The organism is Sinorhizobium sp. GQ132, from assembly GCF_059758575.1.
In genome coordinates this window covers 134,739-157,258 of sequence record NZ_JCAXDX010000006.1, presented here as the reverse complement: position 1 = coordinate 157,258, position 22,520 = coordinate 134,739, and the positions used below count along the sequence as shown (strand labels likewise).

The window sequence follows — 22,520 nt, the reverse complement described above, 5'->3', positions numbered from 1 at the left end:
GTCGCGCGATCAGTTCGCGGCTGCGCCGATCTCCCGGTCCCAGCGCTCCAGGAGCTCTTTGCGTTTGGCCGGATCGCCGTAGGTCTTGAAGTCGTAATCGATCAGCTTGATGTCCTCGAACTTCGGCGCCTCTTCCGGCACCTTGGCCGTCTTGTTGGAAGGAAGCTGGAACGATTTTGCCTCCTTCATACTGGACTGCACGTCGGCGGAGAGCGCCCAGTCATACCACTTTTTGGCGCTCTCGAGGTTCTTTGCACCCTTGATGATCGACATCGAGCCGATTTCATAGCCGGTGCCTTCGCAGGGCGCCACGGACTTCACCGGGAAGCCTTCCACCGTCTGCGCCACCGCATCGTGCATGAACACGATGCCGATTGCCGTTTCCCCCCGCGCCGCGGCCTTCACCGGTGCGGACCCGGACTTCGTGTATTGCGATACGTTTGCGTTCAGCTTCTTCAGATAGTCGAAAGCCTCGTCCTCGCCCATGATCTGAACGAGCGTTGCAAGCGCGGTATAGGCGGTGCCGGAAGAATTGGGATTGGCAATCTGGACTTCACCCTTGAAGGACGGATCGAGCAGGTCCGCCCAGCACTTCGGCTCCTTCAGGTTCTTCTGCTTGAAGATCTCCGTGTTGTAGCCCCAGCCGAGCGCGCCGGCATAGACGCCGACCGTGCGGTAGTCGGCACTCTCGGCCTGCTTGACGGCCCATTCATGCAATTCGCCGAGCATCGGCGACTTGTATTCGAGCGTCAGTCCCTCGGAGGCGGCCTGCAGATGCGGGTCGCCGGTGCCCGCCCACCAGATGTCCGTCTTGGGGTTGCGCGCCTCGGCCCGGATCTTCGCATAGGTTTCGCCGGAAGACAGGCGAACCATGTTGACGGAGATGCCGGTCTTCTTTTCGAAGGCACCCTTCATCTGCTCGCAGATCACCACGTCGGCCGAGCAGATCAGATTGAGATTTCCGTCGGCGTGCGCGGAAAAGGCAAAGAACGTCGCACCCGCGGCGAGCGCTGCCGCGGCCAGTTTAACCAAATCCATCGGTTTCCTCCCAGATTGTGCCGGCGCCTCCGTGCCGGACGCTTTTTGCAAGCGCGTGCAAATGCTGCACGATGAGATGGGGAGTGTCAATAATTTTGTTCGATAGGGCTTGATATGATGGCGTTGCACGCAATTGCAAAATGGTGCAATTCTGCGTGCAGGATCGAGGAGGGTCGTGAATGCCGCAGAAGCCGTTTGTCAGCGCCCAGGAAGTCGCAGAGCGGGCGGGCGTCTCACGCTCAGCCGTCTCCCGTACCTTTACGCCGGGCGCCAGCGTCTCGCCCGAAACCCGGCGAAGGGTGGTGGAGGCGGCGGAAGCGCTCGGCTATCACGTCAACCATCTCGCGCGCGGACTGATGCGAAACGAGAGTGGCATTGTGTGCCTTATCGTATCCGAGATGAGCACGCCCTACCGCGCCAATTTGATCCGGGGGATGACGCAGCAATTGCAGAACGCCGGCAAGGTCGCCATGCTGATCAACACGGACCGCTCGGACAGCAGCGTCGATCTCGCGTTGCGACAGGCAATCCGGTACCGCGCAGATGCATCGATCATCCTGTCCGGAATGCCCGACCGGTCGATTACCCAGCTCTGCCTCAAGAACGGCCAGCGCCTCGTCCTCATCAACCGCGACGACGACCAGCAGGGCCCACTTCGGATCAATCTCGATGACGCGGAGGCGGCGGGGCGGGTCGTCACCGCTTTCGTGCGCGCGGGTTGCAGGCGTCTCGCCTTCGCGAATTCGCAAGCCGGCACCCCGAGCCTGATGGCGCGCGAACACGGTTTCGTGGCGGCGGCAAAAGCAGCGGGCCTCCCGGTTCTGGTCGAGCGTCACGGGCCGACAAATTACGAAAGCGGCCGCGTTCTGGCGCAGCGGCTGCTGACACTCGTCGAGCGTCCCGATGCGGTCTTCTGTGCCACGGATCTCCTTGCATGCGGCTTCATGGATGCCGCGCGCCACCAGTTCCGTGTCTCCATTCCCGATCAGCTCTGTGTCGCGGGTTTCGACGACATTGAACAGGCCGCCTGGTCCTCCTATGACCTGACCACTTTCGCGCAACCCGTGGACAGGATAGCCCGGGAGGCGGTTGCTTGGCTCGTCAGCGAGAGGCAGGAGCCGGTCGACCGATCGGTTCGCTTCCGGCCTGATCTCATTTGGCGCTCATCCGTCCGGGGAGGGTAGCTCCGGTTCGACACAGCACAGATGGTATTCGCGACCCGATTTAATGCGAATACCCCCAATTTGTTACTGGTTATAGTAATACGTTTGTGTAATATCCCACTTGCACCGACACATCTTCTTACATCGCTATGGCTTGTAATGGGCTGTGCTGGAGACCGTATTGCCGTGTCCGTGCTGTCTTATTGAGCTGGTGGGAAATGAATGGGGCCCTGGCCGATAACGGTCAGGGCCTTTCGCTCGGGTAAGCCCTGATTCCGCCAGGGCGTCGAGCTTCGAACCCATTCGGATTGCCGGCGTGCTGTGCCCCAGCCCCGGCGAGGCCAGTCGCTGAAGCGCGAGGCCTCTGACCGTCTTCCCCCGTCCGAGACGGCTGACGAAGGACTAGCACGCATAATGCTTCGGCTCCACTGACCCATCAGGGCTATCGCCGGTGAATATCGGGGATATCCGGAGCACTTCCAGGAAAAGTGCGCAGCGGTTTTCCGTCCGGAAGTGGGGAACTTAAAGGATTAGAGCACTTCCAGGAAAAGTGCGCAGCGGTTTTCCGTCCGGAAGTGCGAAGCTTAAAGGGGTTAGCGCACTTCCAGGAAAGGTGCGCAGCGGTTTTCCGTGCGGAAGTATGCGGCCTCAAGGAGCTAGACGGAAGCTTCCAGAAATGCGCGCGAAAAGCCCGGTTCCGTTACTTCGATCGTCCCCTCGGGGATCTTCAGCAGTCTTTCGACAGCCATCCCGTAGGTGCGCATCCAGCCATCCAGCGTCCGCGCCGCGCCGTCCAGGTCGCCGGCTTCGGTCTGCTGCAGAGCCCGATGCATCGTTTTGGCGACGCCAAGCCGCAAATACAACAGCATCGGCGCGAGGGCTTCAGGATCGGGTGCGTCGAGGCTCCCCTCCTTGTGACCGCGCCTCAGAAGTTCGGTTAGAAAGGGGAGTGTCACAGCGCTGACCGCTACGTCGATGCGATGATAGAGGACGATGTTCTCCGGCTTGAAAAGTGCGTTAAATGTATTCTTCAATTGCGGCGCCATGTCCACTTTCAGGCGCCGCGAGCCCGCGAAAAGGGCATTCAGCTGGCCGACGGCATCGAGGGAGGGATCCTCGAATACCGTTTGCAGTTCCATCAGGCTTTGGCGTGCCATGCGCGCGGCGACTGCCTCCAGCAGTGCCTCCTTCGAAACGAAGTAGTGATAAAACGCTCCCTTGGAAACATTCGCTTCCCGGATCACGTCGTTAACGGTCGTGTTTTCGTATCCCTGCTCGAAGAACAGGCGTTCAGCGCAGCCGATGATCTCATTCGTTCTGACGTCAGGCGATTTCTTGATTCGTGGCATAGACTTGTCCTGAACCGGAGAAGAACGTTCTACACGTGTTGGCAGGATGCGCGAAGTCCTGTGTGCGATTATAGACCGACGGTCGGTCTAATGCTATCCTGACAGTCTATGCGAGTGAGTTTCAGGAGTGGTTCGTGCGGCTTATGCGGCAGATGAGGCGCTACGCGGCGGGTATTGCGATAGCCGCCGCAGTCGGTGCGGTTGCCTTCTGGTATGCGACCCGGGCGGTGCCTGTTTCGGTCGTGATGCCGAAGCGCGGTGATGCGGCTGAGATCGTTTATGCGAGCGGCGTCGTGGAGCCGCGCGTTTGGGCAAAGGTCACTTCAACAGTGCGCGAGCGGATCGTCGAGCAGTGCAACTGCGAGGGCGACCGGGTGGAAAAGGGTGCCGCGCTCGCGCGCCTGGACGATACGGAGGCGCGGGCGATTCTGAGCGAGCTGCAGGCGCGCCTGTCGCTTGCCCAGGAAGAATACCGCCGCAAGCTCGCCTTGGCCGAAAGAAACACGATAAGCGAGCAGACTGTGGACAGGGCCCGCACCGACGTCGCTCAATTGGAGGCATTGATCGCGGGGCAGGAGGCGCGGCTTGCGGCCTATGTGCTGCGTGCGCCCAGCGACGGGCGGGTGCTACGGCAGGATGGAGAGATCGGCGAGGTCGCCGAGCCTGGGACCGTTCTCTTCTGGGTCGGAGAGCCGCGACCGCTGATCGTGGAGGCGGAGGTGAACGAAGAGGACATTCCGCGGGTCGAAGTGGGCCAGAATGCCTACCTTCGGTCGGATGCGTTTCCAGAGCGCGCGCTCGAGGCGGTTGTCGACAGCATCACGCCGAAGGGCGATCCCGTGACGAAAACTTACCGTGTTCGCCTTCGGCTGCCGGAGGACACGCCGCTCAGAATCGGCATGTCCACAGACGTAAACATCGTGGTCCGCGTGTCGCGCAACGCTCTGGTCATCCCCGCGGCAGCCGTCAGCGGGACTAGAGTCGCGGTGGTAGAAGGCGGGACGGCGAAACTGCGCGAGATCAAGACCGGCATCCGCGGTACGAACGGCGTAGAGATCCTTTCCGGCCTGGAGGAAACCGCACGCATAATCTCGCCCTTGCCCCCCGATTTAACCGACGGGACTCGGGTGGATGTAGTTGAAACAACGACGAATTGAACGCCATGCGCCTGATCTTCGATATCGCCTTGACGCACGTCGCCGGCCGCGGCCGCCAGACCCTCGTCGCGGTCATCGGTGTCGCCGTCGGCGTCGGCTTCTCGATCGCCATGGCGGCGCTGATGCAGGGCGGGCAGGACGATTTCGTTCGCCAGCTCGTCGACACGATGCCGCATGTCGATGTCACCGATGAACAGCGCTCGGCGCGGCGGCAGCCGGCGGAAGACCTCTTCGAAGCCGTCGCCATATCCGGGCTGAGGCCGCGGGACGACCGGCGCGGCATCATCAATCCGACGAAGGCGGTCTCCTGGCTGGAAGAATGGATGCCCGGCAGGCTTGCCGCGGTCCTGAACGTTCAGGGCGTGATCCGCTACTCGGGCCGGGAAGTCGGCGCCGTGGTGATCGGGATCGAGCCGGAGAAGGAGGTGAAGGTCTCGCCCATCGTAGAGGATTTCGAGTCCGGCAGCTTCGGCGCGCTTGCGGCCGGCGGCAACAACGTCGTGATAGGCGATACCATGGCCTCGAGGCTGGGTTCCGGGCTCGGCGATACGATTACCGCCGTGTCTTCGGAAGGCCTTGCCCGCAACTTCAAGATCGTCGGCCTGTTTCATACCGGCACCACGGCGCGTGACGAAGGCGAAGCCTATGTGCTGCTGAAGAACGCCCAGATCCTGTCCAACAGGCCGAATGCAATCAACGAGATCCGCATCAAGCTCGACGACCCGAACGCCGCGCCTACCGTGGCGCGTCGCGTGGAGGCCGAACTCGGCTACAAGGCGGTCGCGTGGCAGGAGGCGAACGAGTCCATTCTCGAAGCGCTCGTCGTGCGCAACGTCATCATGTACACGGTCGTCGCCGCGATCATGCTGGTAGCGGGTTTCGGCATCTTCAACATCGTTTCGACCATCACGCACGAGAAGGCGCGCGACATCGCCATCATGAAGTCGCTGGGCTTTTCGCAAGCCGACATGCGACGTCTGTTCGTGATCGAGGGCCTGGCGATCGGCATAGCGGGTTCCCTTCTCGGCTGGGCGCTCGGTTTTGCGATCACCTACGCTCTTTCCCGGGTGCGGTTCGAAATTGCCGCGACCGGCCAGGAAATGACCAGGCTGCCGATCGCGTGGAGCATTCTTCACTATGCCGTAGCGACAGCCTTCGCCCTGTCCTCGGCAGCGGTCGCCGGTTACCTGCCTGCCCGCCGGGCAGCACGCGTCAATCCGGTGGACATCATAAGGGGTGCCACATGAGCCCGCTGATCGAGGCTCGCGGCCTCACGCGTATATTGCATGAGACGGTTCCGGTAACGCTGGTGAAGGACATCGACCTCATCATTGACGAAGGCGAGTTCGTGGCCGTTACCGGCCCCTCGGGATCGGGAAAGTCGTCGCTGCTCTATCTGCTGGGGCTGCTCGACCAGCCGACGCAAGGCATGCTCCGCGTCCGCGGACGCGATACGGAGCCCATGAGCGAGAAGGAGCGGGCGGAGACCCGCCTCGCCACGATGGGGTTCGTCTTCCAGTTCCATTTCCTCCTGCCGGAATTTACCGCGCGTGAGAACGTCGAAATCCCGATGCGCAAGCTCGCCCGCCTCGACCGCGACGCGATGCGGGCCCGGGCGACCGAGTTGCTGTCCTCGCTCGGCCTCGCCGATCATCTCGACAAGCGGCCGGATCAGCTCTCGGGCGGCCAGCGCCAGCGCGTGGCGGTCGCACGGGCGCTTGCCAACGATCCGCCGCTGATCCTGGCCGACGAGCCGACCGGAAGCCTCGACAGCAGGAGTTCGGAGCAGGTATTCGCAATTCTCGACGGGCTTGTCCGCGAGCGCGGCAAGACGGTCGTCGCTGTGACGCACGACCTGGGCATGGCTGCTCGCATGGATCGCCGCATCCACCTCGTGGATGGCGAGGTCAGCAAGGAAGAATAGACGCGCGAGTTTCGCCGGACGGCGCGGAGCCGGCCCGGCGGATACTCAGCGCTGCTCGTCCATTTCGGCGAGCTTGCGCACCCGGCGCCGGAAATCCTCGTCGGTGGAGAATTCGGCGGCGAGGTAGGCTGCAACGAGATCCCTTGCCAACCATGCGCCGACGATCTGGGCGCCGATGCACATGACGTTGACGTCGTCATGCTCCACCGACTGATGGGCGGAATGCACGTCATGGCAGACCGCGGCGCGAATGCCTTTCACCTTGTTGGCCGCGATCGAGGCGCCGACGCCGGTGCCGCAGACCATTAGCCCGCGATCCGCCTTGCCCTCGATGATCGAGGAAGTGACTGTCTTTGCGATGTCGGGGAAGTCTACCGGGTTCGCATCGTACGAGCCTGCGTCATACACCTCGTGGCCGAGCGAGGTGACGTGGTCGATGATCGTGGCCTTGAGGTGGAAGCCAGCATGGTCGGAACCGATGACGATACGCATATTGGTGTCTCCTGGAGAAAAGGTTACTGGGCGATCAGGCGGGGCAGCCACAGCGTGAAGTCCTTCGCTAAAGTGAGGATGACAAGCGTGGAAACCAGCGGAACGTAAAAGGGTAAAAGCGCTCGCAGAAGCTGCCGGATGGACACCTTGGCGATATCCGACACGAGGAACAGCGACAAACCCATCGGCGGCGACAGCAGTCCGAGCATCAGGTTGAAGATCGTCACGATGCCGAGTTGAACCGGGTCGACACCGGCCATCACGAGCGGCGGGGCGATGATGGGAACGAGAAGCAGCGTTGCGGTCGTCGAGTCGAGGAACATGCCGGCGACGAAGAAGATCAGATTTGCGATGATCAGCAGCATCAGCGGGTCCTTCGACCAGCCGAGCAGCGTCGCCGCAAAGGTCTGAGGCACCTGCTCGACCGCCAGAATCCAGCCGAAAAGCGCGGCTGAGGCGACGATGATGAGGATCGCGCTGGAGCTGCGGGCCGTCAGAACCGCCGAATGCCACAGATGCGCCAGCGTCAGTTCACGGTACAGGACGCCGCTGATGAAGATGACATAGACGGCCGTTATCGCGGCCGCCTCGGTCGGTGTGAAGGCGCCGGCCGTCATGCCGCCGACCATGAGCGCCGGAGCAAGAATGGCCGGTAGCGCCGGCACCAGCGTGCCGACCAGCTCGCCTGCCGTCGGCCAGCGCTCCGCGCGCGCATGGCCGTGTCGGATGGCGACGATCAGCACCGTGAGCATCAGCAGGGCGGTACACAGCACGGCGGGCATGATGCCGGCTACGAGGAGCTGGACGATCGAGACGCTCGTGACCGAGCCGTAGACGATGAGCGGGATGGAAGGCGGGAAAATCGGCCCGAGCGTCGCGGAAGCAGCAGTTACCGCGCCGGCGAAGGATGGATCGAAGCCGCGCTTCTTCATGGCGTCGATCTCGATGCGCCCCAGGCCCCCGATGTCAGCCAGCGCCGCCCCGGACATTCCGGAAAAGATCAGGCTTCCGAAGACGTTGACCTGCGCCAGGCCACCCGGCATCCGCCCGACGAGCGTATAGGCGAAGCGGAAAATGCGATCGGTAATGCCGGAGAGATTCATGAGGTTGCCGACGAAGATGAAGAGAGGCACGGCCACCAGCGGAAACGAATCCAGCGCGTAGGTGACCCGCTGGGCAAGCAGCCCGAACGGCAAGCCCTCGACAAGTACGTAGAGAATTGACGGCAGCAGGATAGCGTAGACCACCGGGAAGCCAAGCATGAACAGACCGAGGAAGGCCGCAACGACCAGAAAACCCATGAACCAACCTTTCAGACTGCGACGTTCTTATCCGCCTGCGGCGGCTTGCGCAGATGCAGAAGATGGACGAGCGCCGCACCCGCGAAACCGAAGAGCGTGGCGCCCAGAAATATCCAGAACGGGATGCCGAGGGTCGGCGTGGCGTTGGTCAGGTTCCGGGTGATGTTCATGGCCGTGACCCAGCCGATGAAACCCGTGACGCCGATCGCGCAGGCCGAGATCGCGACATTCACGGTCGCGCGCGCCCTGCTCGACATTGCCGCCTTGAACTCGCCCATGACGATATTCTCGCCATGCCCGACCACGAGTGGATAGGCGAGGAACACCAGGCAGATGAGCAGGAAGCGGGTCAGTTCCTCCGCACCGATGAAAGGCAGGCCGAAGACGCTGCGCATGACGACCTGAGCCGTCGGAACGATGACCAGCCCCGCCATCACGGCAACCACGACAATCGTCAGGACACGTTCGGGCAGACGCATCTTCTCCCCTCCCATTCTGGCTGAAAAAATACAGGCGCTGCTGGGACAAGGGACAGTGGCTTGCCCCTGCAACTGTTCGGTTTACTTCACCGCTTCGATCTGCTCGATGAGCGGTGCGAAGTTCGGGAAGTCCTGCCGGATCTGGGCGCTGACCTTGTCCCGGAATGCCGCGACGTCCAGCCCTTCAGCCTCGGTGATGACGGTCATGCCGCGGCCCTTGAGTTCCTTCACCAGATCGGCCTCGGATTCGGTCGCCATCTTCAGCGATTTCTGAGCCTCCTCGTCGAGGACTTTCGTCAGAGCCGTCCGCTGCTCTTCGTTCAATCCCTGCCAGACGTCCTCATTGATGAAGACGGCGAGCACGGCGCGCATGTGACCCGTCATCGACAGATGCGATTGCACCTCGTTGAGATTGTTGGAGGCGATCATGGTCAGCGGATTTTCCTGCCCGACGACCACGCCCGTCATCAGCGCTGTCGGGAGTTCGGCAACCTCGACCGGGGTGGGAATGGCACCGAAGCCCTTGACCATGGAAACCCATAGCTCGAGCGGGACCGCGCGGAAAGGCTTGCCGGCAAGGTCCGCCGGCGTCTTTACCGGGAAGTTGGAGGAGATGTGGCGGTCGCCGCGATAGATGCGCCCGATGATCCGCACGCCCTGTGCGATGAGCTTTTCGTTGATCGCCTGGAGGGCGGGCGACGACTGCGGGTCCGTCGCAGCGAGCGCATGGGCGCCGTCGCGGTAGATGAAAGGCGCGTTGAAGACGGCGACCTCAGGCACCAGTCGTGCGAGGGAAGCGAAATCATGATGGCCCATGGAGATCGAGCCCATGCGCACGCCATCCACCATTTCCGCGACCCCGCCGAGCTGGCTGGCGGGATAGACTGTGACGGTGATTTCGCCGCCGGTCGCGGCCGCGATGCCCTCCGCCGCCTGTGCCGCATAGACCGTCTGGATGTCCCCCTCTGCGCCCACATGCGCATAGCGCAATTCGGTTGCGGACGCGGCTCCGGCAAACAATGCGGCTCCCAGCACGGCGCCGGCCATCCGGCCATGTTTCAGAAAGTTCAACATGCTCTCCTCCTCCCTGGATAAAACTAGCTGTCTGCTTCTTTTTCCTCTTCTTGCGGCGCGCCCTTCCTGGTGAAGGCAGCTATGTAGCTTTTGCGCCGAAGCTCGTCGCCGATGGCGAAATGTTCGCGCAGCATCCTGTCGGCCTTGTCCGGATCGCGCGCGAGAATGGACAGAAAGACCTCCCGATGGGCCTCCACGAGATAGTCGGTGATGCCGGGCGCGTGGCTCGTCTCGGCGCGCCGCTGGACATGGCTGCGCTTCAGAAGGTCGGATATCGAGCGGTAAACCGTGACGAGCGCGGGACTGCGGCTGGCCTCGACGATCGCCATGTGAAAGGCGAAGTCCGCAGCGCCCCCGTCTTCGGCGTCGTGAAGCGTGTCCATCAGCCGTGTCAGCAGGCCGCCGATGCGTGAGAGGTCGCTATCCGTCGCGCGGATGCAGGCAAGACGGATAGCCTGGCATTCGATCGCGACACGAGCCTGCATGATGTCGTCGAGCATGTCGGGCTGCTGGGCGAGGCAGAACGTCAGGAAATCACCGAAGACGCCCACGTCGGCCTTGCGCACGAAGGCGCCCTTGCCATGGCGGATATCGAGGAAGCCCAGATTGGCGAGTGACCGCAAAGCCTCCCTCAGCACCGGCCGCGATACGCCGAGAGCGAGGCAAAGCTCCCTCTCGCCCAACAGCCTGTCGCCCACCTTGAGCGCACCGGACAACAGCTGCTCCCGGAAGAAGGAGAGCACCTTTTCCGTTCCCGCAAGTTCGTCGGCGCCTTCGGATAGCACAGGGTTCATGCAAATGGTCCCAACTGGTATTACCAGTAAGCACCACATGCGCCTACCGGTCAAGCCGCGTTGCCTGAATTCTCGGAAAATTGTTGAGAATGGTCGGTCCGCCCGCCCGGCCAGGCCCGCGGATCACAAGAATCTCAGATGCGGCGAGGGACTCCGCTGCAGCAGCAACGCGTGCAGCCGGCTTGGGCTGTCGCTTGAACTGCTCAATCCGGGGAGCAGACAGCAGTGGCGAGGATTTCCAGGCGGATGCCGGGTGAAAGTAGCTCCGTGACGACTGTCGCCCGCACGGGAAAGGCAGGCGCGAAGGCTCGCCGGTGACAGGGTCCTCCGGATGTGCACCAACCAGAAGACCGCCTGGCCTTGCCGCGGCCTACCGAGCGAGAGAAACGATGACGTTGCCGACCGGTTTCCCGCTCTCGACCGCCTCGTGGGCTGCGGCGATGTCGTCCAGCGCGAATGTTCCGGCGATATGATGTCTGAGAAGCCCGGATGCCAGCTGCCCTTGCAGCGCGCCGACGGTCTGCTCGCGCACTTCCGGCGACATCTCATAGACGATGAAGAACCGCGCCGCAGCGCCGGCCAGTATCATCGGAAAGAACTCGAATGAGATTTCCGGCTTGCTGGAGCCGTATATCACGCAAAGTCCGTCCCGCGCTATAATGCCTGGCAGCATCTCGACATTCGTCGCGGCGTCCACCTCTATGACTCGGTCGACGCCGCGCCCGTTGGTGATGCTCCCTATCCGGTCGACGACATCTTCCGTTCTGTAGTTGATCGTGTGGTCGGCTCCCAGCCGCGTGCAGATTTCGGCCTTTTCCGACGAACTGACGGTCGTGACGATGCGCTCCGCGCCGTAAAGCCTGGCGAACTGAATGGCGTAAGCGCCGACTGCGCCCGCACCCCCGGTGACCAGCACGGTTTTTCCAAATACAGCTCCGTCCGTGGTCATCGCGCGAAGTGCCGTCAGCGCTGGAATGCCGAGGCACGCGCCCTCCTCGAAAGATACGTTATCGGGCAGGTGAACCGCCTGATCCCGCGGAAGGACCACATATTCGGCAGCCGTACCGTTCGAACGCCGCCAGGCGGCATTCCAGGTCCATACCCGCTCGCCGATGCGATCGCCTGCGACGCCCGTTCCCACGGCGTCGATAATGCCCGCGCCATCACTGTGCGGGATCATTCGCCCGGCAATGAGCGGCCGTCCCGCCCTGGCCTTCACATCGGACGGATTGACGCCGGACGCATGTATGCGGACGCGGACCTCTCCGGGGCCGGGGATAGGCTCGGGAAGGCTGCCAACCTCCAGGACATCGCGGGCGGCGCCATTTTTCTCGTACCATGCAGCTCTCATTGTCGTTGCCTTTCCGTCAGGCGTCGAGGACGACGAAACGGTCGCGACCGTCACGCTTTGCCGCGTAGAGAGCCCTGTCGCAACTGTTCAGCAGCTCCGCTCGTTGCTGCCCGTTGGACGGGGCGAGGGCGCCGCCGATGCTGATGCGTGCGAGGACCGCCTTGCCGTCGACCTGGAAGGGTTCGCGAAAGGCCGCGACCAGCCGCTGCGAAACCGCTGCGAGCGCCGGCGCATTGGGCGGATTTGGAATGAAAACGGCGAATTCGTCGCCGCCCATGCGGATCGCGATGTCGCCTGCTCTGATGACCGAGCGAATCCGGTTGGCGGCCTCGTACAGAACCTCGTCGCCGGCGTGATGGCCAAGCTCGTCGTTGATTGCCTTGAATCCATCCATGTCGAGATAAAGAGCCCCGAAGGTCTGACCCGCCGCGATCGCGTGGTGGAGAGCCCCGTCGACGATCGACGACAGGGCCGAGCGGTTGAACAGGCCCGTCAACGGATCGGTGATGGCCGCATTCTGTAATTGGTTATGGGCGAGGCCCATGACGAGATTCGCCTTCTGCAGGCTCAAAAGCGCACTGGCGACCGCCGCAAATCGGTGCAGGTTCTGCGCCTGCTCGTCGGAAAGATCCCTGGGTCGGCCATCGAGGATGCAGAAGCTGCCGACGGGCAGGTTTTCGAGATAGACGGGCGCGCCGGCGTAAAAGCGGAAGTGCGGGCTTCCGACCACATACGGTCTCGTTTTCAGTTCACGGTCTTCCGCCAGATCCGGAATAATGAGGAGTTCGTCCGCGAAGACGACCCGCGTGCATATGGACATCTCGCGCGAGCATTCGCCGATCCTCAAGCCCGCCTGACCGGCGATCCGCTGCCAGTCTTCGTCGATGATGTTGATAGCGGCGTAGGAAACGTCGAAGATGCCTTTGGCAAGCTCGGCCAGGGTTGCGAGTTCGGGTGTGGGAGCGCTGCCGATTGAATTCAGCGAACGGACTGCGAGCAACCTTTGACGCTCGTTCGTGGGGATTCGTACGGCTTGTCCCATTTCTGTCTCCGTCGTTCGTGAAGGATGGCGATCCCGGCGACCCGTCCCTTGCGAGGGGAGGCTCAGCGGCCTTCCGACCTATCGCAAAAAAACGTCGGCGCGCTATCCTTAAACCTTAGAGTAATGCGGGCACTCTCCGTCACTCGCCGAAGTTTCGCGCAGTTCACCACGGAAAACATGCAAATTTGAGGGTTGCTCAGCAAAGAATACCATTCAATCGTGACGGGATGCGGCGAGGCGGACTTGAGTTCGGGCACGGCGTCGCGAAAACAGTTGCAGCAGCGTATCAGCCGAACCGGCTGACCCCAGTGAGTAATTTGACATGATCCTCAATCATCGGCTCACACGTATTACCGTCGGCATTCTCCTCCTGGCGCTTGCAATTGCCGTCCTGCTGCCGGGGTTGACGGGCTACAGCAGCCTGGATGGGACGGTAAACGGACGCCTTGCCGTGATAAATGCGCCGATCGACGGCGAGATCGAGAAACCGGCGCCTCGAATCGGAACGCCGGTGGCAGAGGGTGAAACGCTTGCGACAATCCGTAACGAGCGTGTCAACAGAGCGATCCTGGCGTCGCTGCGCACCGATCATCGAACCGCCGTCGAGCGCGTCGCGGCGCTGCGGCGGGAGCGGGATGAACTCGCGCGATTGCGGGATGATCTTGCCGGGCGGCTCGACATCTTCAGGAACGCGACCATCGCCAGCCTGGAGCGCGAGGTTCAGATTCTCCAGAAGAGGGTCGAAGTGTCGCGCGCGCAGGACGTCGTAGCGAAGGTCGACCTCGTCCGGCGGCAGGACCTCGAGGCCAAGGGGATATTCACCCGCAAGATGGTGGAGGCAGCGGAAGCCGCCGGTGCTGCCGCCGGCGGCGAACTCGAGATCAGCAATTTGACGGTGGAACTGCTGCAGCAACGCCTCAACGCCGTGCGTCAGGGCATATTCATCGTCGGCGACGGCCAGAACGACGTGCCTTATTCCAGGCAGCGCCAGGACGAGGTTATCGTCCGCATCCACGATCTCAATACGCGGATCGCGGAGAACGAGGCACGGGCAAAACAGACGGACCAGCAGATAGCCGAGGAGGAGAGGCGGGTTCTCAGTCTCGAAGCCGCGACGATCCCGTCGCCCTTCGATGGCGTCGTGTGGAGCCGTAACGTGGTCAGCGGTTCCAATGTCATTCTGAACAACGAGATGATGCGCATCCTCGACTGCCGCGAGCTGTTCGTCGATATTCTGGTTCCTGAAGTCGATTATGACGAGATCTATCCCGGCCGCGAGGCGGAGGTCCGGCTCTTCGGTCGCGGAGATGTCTTCCGGGGTCGCGTACAGGCGGTCAGGGGATCGTCCGCGGTCGTGGAAAAGGACACGCTGGCCGCCAACGAGCCGGAGACAGAGGAGCGAAATGCCCGCATCCGCGTCACGCTCGCTCCGTCGGCACTCAACACCGATTTCGCGAATTTTTGTCAGGTCGGGCGAACGGCCCAGGTTCGTTTCTCGAAGCGCAGCCTCCACCTGGCGCAGTGGGTTCAAAGCTTGTGGTTCAGTCTCTTCTAGCGCTTGCGCCGACCTTACTCGTCATCGCCTTTTTTCTCCTCGGGCCTTTCAACTGGCCGCGCCACAGGAGCTGGTCGCGCGCGGTCACCTGCGCATTCGTCGCTGCCTTCGCGCTGCGTTACCTGATCTGGCGCTTCACCGAAACCGTTCTGCCCTATCCGAACGACGGTGCCAATTTCTATTGGGTCTGGTTCGTCTTCATCGTGGAGTTCCTCGCCTTTGCAGAGGTTGTGCTCTTCCTCATCCTGATGAGCCGCTACGTCGACCGCAGTGCCGAGGGGGATCGGCTGGAGCGGCAGTTTTTTGAGCGGGATGAACGGGAACTTCCCACGGTCGACGTCTTCATACCGACCTATAATGAGCCGCTCGACGTTCTCGAACGGACGATCGTCGGGGCGCTTGCGCTCGATCATCCCAAGGACAAGCTGAAGGTTTATGTGCTCGATGACGGCCGGCGCGACTGGCTCAGGACCTTCTGCGAGGGGCGCGGGGCAATCCATGTCACGCGCAACGACAACGCGCATGCCAAGGCCGGGAACATGAACAACGGATTGCGCGTCAGCTCAGGCGATTTCATCGCCGTCTTTGATGCCGATTTCGTGCCCTATCGCAGTTTCCTCCGGCGCACCTTGCCTTTCTTTATGGACGACACCATCGGCATCGTGCAGACACCGCAGCACTTCTTCAACGTCGATCCGATCCAGTCCAATCTCGGACTGGAGAACCTATGGCCCGATGAGCAACGCTTGTTTTTCGACGAGATCGCCCCCAGCCGCGACGGCTGGGACGTCAGCTTCTGCTGCGGCTCCTGTTCGATCGCAAGGCGCAAGGCGGTAGACGCCATCGGCGGATTTCCGACCGAGTCGATCACCGAGGACCTGCTGACGACGCTGTCGATGCTCAACAGGGGTTTCAAGACGCGCTATCTCAACGAGCGCCTTTCGATGGGTCTGGCGGCCGAGAATCTCACCGGTTATTTCGTCCAGCGCGAGCGCTGGTGCCAAGGCGGTATCCAGACGCTCTACCTGCACAACGGCCCCTTACGCGGGCCGGGTCTCTCGCTCTTTCAGCGCGTCATGTTCCTGCCCATGTCGTGGCTGGTGCAATATCTGGTCCGCTTCATCGTGCTTCTCATTCCCATAATCTATCTGTGGTTCGGCGCCCTGCCGCTCTATTTCACGGATGTCGCCGACTATGTCTCGAACCAGGTGCCCCTGCTCGCGGCCTATTTCCTGCTGATGTTTTGGCTCACGCCGACGCGCTACCTTCCGGTGGTTTCCACTGCCGTCGGTACCTTCTCGACCTTCCGCATGCTGCCGACCGTCCTTTCGAGTCTGGTCAGGCCCTTCGGCAAGCCATTCAAGGTGACCCCGAAGGGCAGCAGCAATGAGGAGAACGTCTTCGACGCCTATACTTTCACCTGGATCGCCGGCTTCATCGTGGTTACCGCGCTGGGCCTCCTGATCAACATCGTTCCGGAGACGGCGCGGGTAGAGGGTTCGTTCTCGGCCATTGCTGCGCTTTGGTCGGGCATCAACATCGTGGTGCTGATCATCGCCTCGCTTATCTGCTTCGAGAAGCCGCGGCGCCTGCTGCAGGCGTTCAAGCTCGACGAGCCGGTGGATGTGGATGGCCTCGAAGGCCGCCTCGTGAGCCTCTCGCTGGACAAGGCGGTGGTGGCGGTTTCGACGGAGACGCGGTTCAAATCGACCAAGGTCAAGCTGAACATCGAAGGCTTCGCGCCGCTCGAAGCGGATCTGAAGCAGGTAACGCAGCGGCGCGGGGACATCACCCGCACCGGCGACAAGCAGCGTTACTACCTTCATCTTCACTACGACCTGCGTGGTTTCGAGCGGGACAAGATGATCATCAAGCTCTACACCGGGCGCTATTCCCGGGACGTTCCCGATATCGACAAGATCGCCGTTTCGGTGAATTTGCTGTTGCGCGCATTCGGCCGCACGCGAACCGCCTGATCAGCGGTCTGCAGCCGAGCGGGATGCCTCCGGTCTACCTGCCCTTCGGGGCATAGAGCGTGCGGGAGCGCTCGAGGTGTCTGATCATCGCCTGCTCGGCTTCGTCCGGATTGCCGCGGCGGATACAATCGATTATTTCCTCGTGTTCCGTGAGGGTCACGTTCTCCCGGCCGGTCCAGATCAGCATTTCCGTATGATACTCTTTGAGCCAGCCGAGCATCGCCTCGCTGACGGCGGTATATATCGGATTGCCGGAAATCTGGGCAATGCGGGTGTGGAACGCCATGTCCGCGGCGATGAAGGCATCGGGATCCTCGAGTGCCGCCTGCTGCCGCTTCAAGGTTTCCTCCAGCGCCGCGATATCGCCGGCCTCGGCCCTGCCTGCCGCCTCCCGCGCCATGCCGCGTTCGAAGAAGATGCGTGCGCTCTTCAGGTGTTCGAGCGAATCCGAGGAGGCCGCAAGCATGATCTTGGCCGCGGCATCCACCTGCCGAAGCAGCGACCGCGCCGTCGGCTGCAGCACCTTGGCCCGTTCGCCATGCGAAATCTCGATCAGCCCCATATTGGCAAGCGCCTGCATCGCCTCGCGAATGGCCGGGCGTCCCACCTGGAAGCGCTCCATCAGCATCCGCTCGGAGGGCATTTCGTCTCCCGGTTGCAGCTCGCCGGTTTCGATCAACGCCTTCAGCCGGGCAAACACCTCGTCGGAAAGTTTCCTGCGGATGATGGGCTCGGATTGCATGACCATGTGAACTCCAGCAGCTTGCGGATCATTCTCTATAGGCAGGTTTCTTCCGGCAGGCGAGATTTCTCTTGCCTAACTCAGATACTCATTATACCAGTTGCGCGAGAGACGCTACTGAATCCAATGCAAAGAGCGCTGCCGTGATACGCATCACCTACCGCATCGAGACCTCGGGCGATGTCGAAGTCCTGGCGAGAAAGATCGCAAGCGACCAGTCGACCGGAACGTTCGTGCCGGTGCCGGGCGAAAGCGAAGAGCTGAAGGCGCGGGCGGCCGCGCGCGTAATGGCTATCCGCCACCTCGAACCCGCCGATCGAGCCTCATGGCCGGACGAGGCGGGAGGTGCCACGCGCTTCAACCGGGCCGATGCGGAGATTGCCTTCCCGCTCGATGCGGTGGGAACGGATCTTTCCGCCTTGATGACCATTGCGATCGGCGGCGTCTATTCCATCAAGGGAATGACCGGCATCCGCATCGTGGATATGAAGCTGCCGCCGGAGTTCGCGGCGGCCCATCCGGGCCCGCAGTTCGGTGTTGCCGGCAGCCGGCGCCTGACCGGTGTCGAAGGCCGTCCGATCATCGGGACGATCGTCAAGCCGGCGCTGGGTTTGCGGCCCGAGGAAACGGCGATGCTCGTCGGCGACCTGCTTTCCTCCGGGGTGGATTTCATCAAGGACGACGAGAAGCTGATGAGCCCGGCCTATTCGCCGCTGAGCGCGCGGATTGCAGCCATCATGCCGAGAATCCTCGACCACGAGCAGAAGACCGGCAAGAAGGTGATGTATGCCTTCGGCATATCCCATACCGATCCGGACGAGATGATGCGAAACCACGATCTGGTGGTCGCGGCGGGCGGCAATGCGGCGGTCGTCAACATCAATTCCGTCGGAATGGGCGGCGTCGCTTTCCTGCGCAAGCGCTCCGGCCTCGTTCTCCACGCCCATCGCAACGGCTGGGACATTCTCACGCGTCATGGCGGCTTGGGCATGGAGTTTTCGGTCTGGCAGCAATTCTGGCGCCTCCTCGGGGTCGACCAGTTCCAGATCAACGGCATCCGCGTCAAATACTGGGAACCTGACGAGAGCTTCGTGAAGTCCTTCGAGGCCGTGAGCACGCCGCTCTTTTCCAAGGAAGATTGTCCGCTGCCGGTCGTGGCGTCGGGTCAATGGGGCGGACAGGCGCCTGAGACCTATGCACGGACCGGGCGTACGACCGATCTGCTCTATCTCTGCGGCGGCGGCATCGTCAGCCATCCGGGCGGACCCGGCGCCGGCGTCAGGGCCGTATGCCAGGCCTGGGAGGCGGCAGTCGCCGGGATCCCGTTGGCCGATTATGCCAGGGATCACCCCGAACTGGCGCAATCGCTCGAAAAATTCGCCGACGGCAAGGGCGCCTGACTTCCGCGCGACCGGAGACCCCAATGCACATTCCCTTGCTCAGCTACTACGGCGACGATCTGACCGGCTCGACCGACGTGATGGAGGCACTCTCCTCCCACGGGGTCGAAACCGCGCTGTTTCTCAAGGTGCCTGAGCCTTCGCTCTTCGAGCGCTTCGGCCATTGCCGGGCCTTTGGGCTCGCGGGCACCAGCCGCAGCCAGACGCCGGGCTGGATGGCGGAATACCTTCCTCCGGCCTTTCTGTGGCTGAAGGCGCTGAAGGCGGAGATCGCCCACTATAAGGTTTGCTCGACCTTTGATTCGAGCCCCGGTGTCGGCAACATAGGCAAGGCGATCGAGATCGGGCGGGATGTCTTCGGCGCCGCACCGGTACCGCTCGTCATCGGCGCACCGCAGATCCGCCGTTACACCGCCTTCGGCAATCTGTTCGCCGCCTTTCGCGGCGAAACCTACCGCATAGACCGCCATCCGGTGATGAGCAGGCATCCGGTAACCCCGATGAACGAGGCGGATATCCGCCTTCACCTTTCGCGTCAGACATCGCTCAGCGCGGCTCTGGTAGACCTCGTGCAACTCGCATCGCCGGACGTGGACGCGTTCGCCGACAGGGCTTTCGCGGATCACCAAATCGTCCTTCTCGATGTCGCGGATGAGGGGAGCCAGGCCGTCGTCGGGCGCCAGCTCTGGCGGACGCGAACAACGGAAGGGCAATTCGTCTGCGGCTCGTCCGGCATCGAATATGCACTCGTTCGCGAATGGCGTCGCCTTGGCCTGCTCGGCGAAGCGCCGGCATTCGCGCCGCCCGGACCGGTCGACCGGATCGCGGTGGTTTCGGGCAGCGTCTCTCCGACCACGGAGCGGCAAATCCGTCATGCGATGGAGAACGGTTTCGAGGGGATAGGGCTCGATGCAGTCGCACTCGCGGCGACGGATGCCGGCTCGGCATTCGAGGATGCCGTTGCGCGGGGGCTTGCCTGTCTGAAGAAGGGCCGGAGCATCATTCTCTATACCGCACTCGGCCCCTCTGCCGATCGGGGCGAAGCCATTCCTCTGGAGGATGGCTCGCGTCACCGGATCGGCGAACGGCTCGGATCGCTGCTGAGAGAACTGGTGACGCGGGCCGGGCTCCGCCGCGCTGTGATCGCCGGGGGCGATACGTCGAGCCACGCCCTCGGCCAGCTTTCTGTCGACGCACTTACATTGCGGCTGCCGCTTCCGCAGTCGCCGGGATCGCCTCTCTGCACCGCGCATAGCGCCGATCCGAGGGTGGACGGCATGGAGGTCGCTCTGAAGGGCGGCCAGGTCGGGCTCGACGACTATTTTTCGATGATCCGGGATGGACGGGGCTAAGGCGCTTCCGAGGAAAAGTGCGTCGTTCCGAAGCGCTCTCATAGCAGCTTGTCGAGCGTTATCGGCAGCTCGCGAATGCGTTTTCCCGTCGCGTGAAAGATGGCATTCGCAATTGCCGCCGCCGCGCCCGTTATGCCGATTTCGCCGACCCCGTGTGCGCCAAGCGGCGCATGTTCGTCGGGAATGTCGTTGTAGATGACCTCGATATGCGGCACGTCGAGATGCACCGGGACATGATATTCGGCGAGTGACGGATTCATGATCCGCCCGCGGCGCGTGTCGAGCAGGGTTTCCTCCGCGAGAGCCATGCCGATCCCCATGACGATCCCGCCGCGAAGCTGGCTGACGGCCGTTTTCGGATTGAGGATCCGGCCGCAATCGAAGGAGCCGAGCCAGCGCGAGATCCGCACTTCGCCTGATTCCCGGTTGACGCGAGCTTCGCAGAATTGCGCGCCGTAGGAGGCCATGGAGTACTTCATTACCTCGAACGGCATTCCCGAAGTCTCTTCCACTTCAATGAAATCACGGCCGGCGCGCTTCAGGATCGAGGCATAGGTCTCGCCCTTGCTTCCCTCGCCGGACAGGAAAAGCCCGCCGTCGCGTGCCTCGATCTCTACGTTTGCACCTGCCAACGGCGAGCCGTTACCGGCGAGCTTGATGAGTTCGCGATGGATCTTTTCGACGGCCACCTGCACCGCCGCGGCGATGCTGCCGGTCTGGCTCGAGCCGCCGGCGATGATCGGCGAGTCCGGCAGGGCGGAGTCGCCATAGCGGAATGAAACCATCTCCAGCGGCAGGCCGAGACGGTCTGCTGCGTGCTGAATCTGCACCGTCGCGGTTCCCATGCCCATTTCGTTCGCCGCCGCTTGCACGAGTGCACTGCCGTCGGCGGAAATGCGAAGGCGAACTGCGGCGGGAAAGCGGAAGACCGGGTAATAGGCCGTCGCGACACCTTGTCCGATCAGCCATTTTCCATCGCGCTGCGAACACGGTTCGGCCGGCCGCCGGCTCCAGCCGAACTTTTCCGCGCCGCGCCGGTAGGCCTCGACGAGATGACGGCTCGAAAATTCGGTGCCTTTCGTGGGATCCTTTTCGGGCTCGTTCAAGCGGCGAAGTTCGACCGGATCGATCTTCATCGCGTAGGCGAGTTCGTCTATGGCCGATTCCAGAGCGAAAGTGCCGATCGATTCCCCCGGCGCGCGCATCCATGTGTTGGCGACGGTATCGAGATCGACGACCTTCTGACCGACGGACATTGTCCGCGAGGCGTAGAGATGCCGCGGAGTCAATGAAAATTGTTCGGGAAACTTGGCGTGGGTCGTCGTCGCCGTCACCCCGGTGTGAATGATCGCCGCGAATTTTCCATCCTCATCGGCGCCGAGCGCGACGCGCTGTTCCGAAGGCGTGCGGCCGCCGATGAGGCGGAAAACGTCTTCGCGAGCGAGCGCCATTTTGACGGGGCGATTGGCGACTTTGGCCGCCGCCGCACAGAGCGCGGTGTGATTCCACAAGGCGGCCTTGCCGCCGAAGCCCCCGCCGACGAATGGCGCGATGACGCGCACGTCGTCCCCCTTGAGGCCAAACATGCCGGCGAGTGCGTGCTTGCAGCCGTTTACGAATTGGGTCGAGTCGAAAACCGTCAGCCTGCCGTCTTCGTCCCAGGCGGCGATCGTCGCATGCGGCTCTATGGCGTTGTGGTTGTAGTGCGGTGTCCGGTAGAGATGGTCGACCTTGACTGCCGCCGCCGCGAAAGCCTTCTCCGGGTTGCCGATCTCGAGTTCCGGATCTTCGCCCATGACGGCGGACGGCACGGTCGCTTCCGCCTTGAGGTCCTCGAACGAAACCCGCGCTGCTTTCTCATCATAGTCGACGCGCACGAGCGAAGCCGCATGCTCCGCCTGTTCGAGCGTTTCGGCAACGGCAACCGCGACGGGCTGCCCATTCCAACTGATCTCGTCGTCCTGCAGAACAGCGAGATCACTGGCCGCGAACCCCTTGTCCATGTGCCTTACGTCCATGAGTGGCGGCCGTTTCATCTTCGGGGCGTTTTCGGCAGTGACGATCGTTATGACGCCTGGACTCCTCTCGGCATCGGAGGCGTCGATTCCGACAATTCGCCCCTTGGCGATCGTGCTGCAGACCGGAACGGCATAGGCCAGATTTTCGATCTCGAATTCCGCGGCGAAGCGCGCTTCACCCTTCACCTTCCGTTGCCCGTCAACGCGGCTGACGGGCGTGCCGAGGTAACCGTGTTTGTGGATGAGCGGGTCCGGCGCCTTGTCGGGCATGAACTGGACGACGGTTTCCATAAGCTTCTGCAGGACGCTCATC

General features: G+C 62.4%; 19 protein-coding genes. 8 read left to right on the top strand and 11 right to left on the bottom strand.

The window, feature by feature from the left end; translation table 11 throughout:
• Nucleotides 1-9: 9 nt before the first annotated feature.
• Complete coding sequence (locus AC6CIG_RS17320; protein ID WP_498323135.1) at nucleotides 10-1,038, bottom strand: ABC transporter substrate-binding protein; 1,029 nt, start codon at nucleotides 1,036-1,038, stop codon at nucleotides 10-12.
• Between the two features lie 179 nt (nucleotides 1,039-1,217).
• On the opposite strand from AC6CIG_RS17320, the gene AC6CIG_RS17315 reads away from it, so the two are divergent.
• On the top strand, nucleotides 1,218-2,222 hold the full coding sequence (locus AC6CIG_RS17315; RefSeq protein WP_498323134.1) for a LacI family DNA-binding transcriptional regulator: 1,005 nt from the start codon (nucleotides 1,218-1,220) through the stop codon (nucleotides 2,220-2,222).
• A 635-nt stretch (nucleotides 2,223-2,857) separates the two neighbouring features.
• Here AC6CIG_RS17315 and AC6CIG_RS17310 read toward each other — a convergent pair.
• The gene (locus AC6CIG_RS17310; protein WP_018097882.1) at nucleotides 2,858-3,550 is read right to left on the bottom strand and encodes a TetR/AcrR family transcriptional regulator; all 693 of its coding nucleotides are present in this window, start codon (nucleotides 3,548-3,550) and stop codon (nucleotides 2,858-2,860) included.
• A gap of 134 nt (nucleotides 3,551-3,684) precedes the next feature.
• Between AC6CIG_RS17310 and AC6CIG_RS17305 the strand changes: the two genes are divergently transcribed.
• The 3 genes from AC6CIG_RS17305 to AC6CIG_RS17295 are packed head-to-tail and all read left to right on the top strand — an operon-like array spanning nucleotide 3,685 to nucleotide 6,631.
• Nucleotides 3,685-4,707 carry an efflux RND transporter periplasmic adaptor subunit gene (locus AC6CIG_RS17305; RefSeq protein ID WP_164867013.1) on the top strand — a complete coding sequence of 341 codons (1,023 nt, stop codon included), beginning with the start codon at nucleotides 3,685-3,687 and terminating at the stop codon, nucleotides 4,705-4,707.
• 5 nt (nucleotides 4,708-4,712) lie between these two features.
• Complete coding sequence (locus AC6CIG_RS17300; protein WP_437408181.1) at nucleotides 4,713-5,954, top strand: ABC transporter permease; 1,242 nt, start codon at nucleotides 4,713-4,715, stop codon at nucleotides 5,952-5,954.
• A complete protein-coding gene (locus AC6CIG_RS17295) occupies nucleotides 5,951-6,631 on the top strand; it encodes an ABC transporter ATP-binding protein (protein ID WP_018097879.1) in 681 nt (226 codons plus the stop codon). The genes AC6CIG_RS17300 and AC6CIG_RS17295 overlap by 4 nt, the downstream gene beginning before the upstream one ends.
• Before the next feature lie 45 nt (nucleotides 6,632-6,676).
• Here the strand turns inward: AC6CIG_RS17295 and rpiB are convergent, their stop codons facing one another.
• The 7 genes from rpiB to AC6CIG_RS17260 form a co-directional block, all read right to left on the bottom strand.
• Nucleotides 6,677-7,123, bottom strand: coding sequence for a ribose 5-phosphate isomerase B (gene rpiB / locus AC6CIG_RS17290; RefSeq protein ID WP_018097878.1), 447 nt, complete (start codon nucleotides 7,121-7,123; stop codon nucleotides 6,677-6,679).
• A 23-nt stretch (nucleotides 7,124-7,146) separates the two neighbouring features.
• Nucleotides 7,147-8,424 (bottom strand): TRAP transporter large permease, encoded by a 1,278-nt coding sequence (locus tag AC6CIG_RS17285; RefSeq protein WP_437408180.1) that lies wholly within the window; start codon nucleotides 8,422-8,424, stop codon nucleotides 7,147-7,149.
• A gap of 11 nt (nucleotides 8,425-8,435) precedes the next feature.
• Nucleotides 8,436-8,903 carry a TRAP transporter small permease gene (locus AC6CIG_RS17280; RefSeq protein WP_018097876.1) on the bottom strand — a complete coding sequence of 156 codons (468 nt, stop codon included), beginning with the start codon at nucleotides 8,901-8,903 and terminating at the stop codon, nucleotides 8,436-8,438.
• A gap of 81 nt (nucleotides 8,904-8,984) precedes the next feature.
• Nucleotides 8,985-9,977, bottom strand: coding sequence for a TRAP transporter substrate-binding protein (locus tag AC6CIG_RS17275; RefSeq protein WP_437408178.1), 993 nt, complete (start codon nucleotides 9,975-9,977; stop codon nucleotides 8,985-8,987).
• A gap of 23 nt (nucleotides 9,978-10,000) precedes the next feature.
• Nucleotides 10,001-10,771: a FadR/GntR family transcriptional regulator gene (locus tag AC6CIG_RS17270; protein WP_018097874.1), complete on the bottom strand. Its 771-nt coding sequence runs from the start codon at nucleotides 10,769-10,771 to the stop codon at nucleotides 10,001-10,003.
• Between the two features lie 370 nt (nucleotides 10,772-11,141).
• Nucleotides 11,142-12,122 carry an NADPH:quinone reductase gene (locus tag AC6CIG_RS17265; protein ID WP_437408177.1) on the bottom strand — a complete coding sequence of 327 codons (981 nt, stop codon included), beginning with the start codon at nucleotides 12,120-12,122 and terminating at the stop codon, nucleotides 11,142-11,144.
• 16 nt (nucleotides 12,123-12,138) lie between these two features.
• A complete protein-coding gene (locus AC6CIG_RS17260; protein ID WP_437408176.1) occupies nucleotides 12,139-13,164 on the bottom strand; it encodes a sensor domain-containing diguanylate cyclase in 1,026 nt (341 codons plus the stop codon).
• 322 nt (nucleotides 13,165-13,486) lie between these two features.
• Between AC6CIG_RS17260 and AC6CIG_RS17255 the strand changes: the two genes are divergently transcribed.
• Together AC6CIG_RS17255 and AC6CIG_RS17250 are read left to right on the top strand one after the other, a co-directional pair.
• A complete protein-coding gene (locus AC6CIG_RS17255; protein WP_018097871.1) occupies nucleotides 13,487-14,719 on the top strand; it encodes an HlyD family secretion protein in 1,233 nt (410 codons plus the stop codon).
• Nucleotides 14,701-16,695: a glycosyltransferase gene (locus tag AC6CIG_RS17250; protein ID WP_018097870.1), complete on the top strand. Its 1,995-nt coding sequence runs from the start codon at nucleotides 14,701-14,703 to the stop codon at nucleotides 16,693-16,695. Before AC6CIG_RS17255 ends, AC6CIG_RS17250 begins: the two co-directional genes overlap by 19 nt.
• Nucleotides 16,696-16,729: 34 nt before the next feature.
• On the opposite strand, the gene AC6CIG_RS17245 is transcribed toward AC6CIG_RS17250, so the two are convergent.
• Complete coding sequence (locus tag AC6CIG_RS17245) at nucleotides 16,730-17,443, bottom strand: transcriptional regulator NanR (RefSeq protein ID WP_437408174.1); 714 nt, start codon at nucleotides 17,441-17,443, stop codon at nucleotides 16,730-16,732.
• 137 nt (nucleotides 17,444-17,580) lie between these two features.
• On the opposite strand from AC6CIG_RS17245, the gene oiaX reads away from it, so the two are divergent.
• Both oiaX and AC6CIG_RS17235 read left to right on the top strand, forming a co-directional pair.
• Complete coding sequence (gene oiaX, locus AC6CIG_RS17240; RefSeq protein WP_437408173.1) at nucleotides 17,581-18,837, top strand: 3-oxo-isoapionate-4-phosphate decarboxylase OiaX; 1,257 nt, start codon at nucleotides 17,581-17,583, stop codon at nucleotides 18,835-18,837.
• A gap of 23 nt (nucleotides 18,838-18,860) precedes the next feature.
• Nucleotides 18,861-20,189 carry a four-carbon acid sugar kinase family protein gene (locus AC6CIG_RS17235; protein ID WP_437408172.1) on the top strand — a complete coding sequence of 443 codons (1,329 nt, stop codon included), beginning with the start codon at nucleotides 18,861-18,863 and terminating at the stop codon, nucleotides 20,187-20,189.
• A gap of 38 nt (nucleotides 20,190-20,227) precedes the next feature.
• On the opposite strand, the gene AC6CIG_RS17230 is transcribed toward AC6CIG_RS17235, so the two are convergent.
• Nucleotides 20,228-22,519 (bottom strand): xanthine dehydrogenase family protein molybdopterin-binding subunit, encoded by a 2,292-nt coding sequence (locus AC6CIG_RS17230; RefSeq protein ID WP_437408171.1) that lies wholly within the window; start codon nucleotides 22,517-22,519, stop codon nucleotides 20,228-20,230.
• Nucleotide 22,520 lies beyond the last annotated feature (1 nt).

Coding starts and splice junctions, on each gene's coding strand:
- AC6CIG_RS17320 (WP_498323135.1), bottom strand. CDS start 1,038: ATGGATTTGGTTAAACTGGCCGCGGCAGCGCTCGCCGCGGGTGCGACG.
- AC6CIG_RS17315 (WP_498323134.1), top strand. CDS start 1,218: ATGCCGCAGAAGCCGTTTGTCAGCGCCCAGGAAGTCGCAGAGCGGGCG.
- AC6CIG_RS17310 (WP_018097882.1), bottom strand. CDS start 3,550: ATGCCACGAATCAAGAAATCGCCTGACGTCAGAACGAATGAGATCATC.
- AC6CIG_RS17300 (WP_437408181.1), top strand. CDS start 4,713: ATGCGCCTGATCTTCGATATCGCCTTGACGCACGTCGCCGGCCGCGGC.
- AC6CIG_RS17295 (WP_018097879.1), top strand. CDS start 5,951: ATGAGCCCGCTGATCGAGGCTCGCGGCCTCACGCGTATATTGCATGAG.
- rpiB (WP_018097878.1), bottom strand. CDS start 7,123: ATGCGTATCGTCATCGGTTCCGACCATGCTGGCTTCCACCTCAAGGCC.
- AC6CIG_RS17285 (WP_437408180.1), bottom strand. CDS start 8,424: ATGGGTTTTCTGGTCGTTGCGGCCTTCCTCGGTCTGTTCATGCTTGGC.
- AC6CIG_RS17280 (WP_018097876.1), bottom strand. CDS start 8,903: ATGCGTCTGCCCGAACGTGTCCTGACGATTGTCGTGGTTGCCGTGATG.
- AC6CIG_RS17275 (WP_437408178.1), bottom strand. CDS start 9,977: ATGTTGAACTTTCTGAAACATGGCCGGATGGCCGGCGCCGTGCTGGGA.
- AC6CIG_RS17270 (WP_018097874.1), bottom strand. CDS start 10,771: ATGAACCCTGTGCTATCCGAAGGCGCCGACGAACTTGCGGGAACGGAA.
- AC6CIG_RS17265 (WP_437408177.1), bottom strand. CDS start 12,122: ATGAGAGCTGCATGGTACGAGAAAAATGGCGCCGCCCGCGATGTCCTG.
- AC6CIG_RS17260 (WP_437408176.1), bottom strand. CDS start 13,164: ATGGGACAAGCCGTACGAATCCCCACGAACGAGCGTCAAAGGTTGCTC.
- AC6CIG_RS17255 (WP_018097871.1), top strand. CDS start 13,487: ATGATCCTCAATCATCGGCTCACACGTATTACCGTCGGCATTCTCCTC.
- AC6CIG_RS17245 (WP_437408174.1), bottom strand. CDS start 17,443: ATGGTCATGCAATCCGAGCCCATCATCCGCAGGAAACTTTCCGACGAG.
- AC6CIG_RS17235 (WP_437408172.1), top strand. CDS start 18,861: ATGCACATTCCCTTGCTCAGCTACTACGGCGACGATCTGACCGGCTCG.
- AC6CIG_RS17230 (WP_437408171.1), bottom strand. CDS start 22,519: ATGAGCGTCCTGCAGAAGCTTATGGAAACCGTCGTCCAGTTCATGCCC.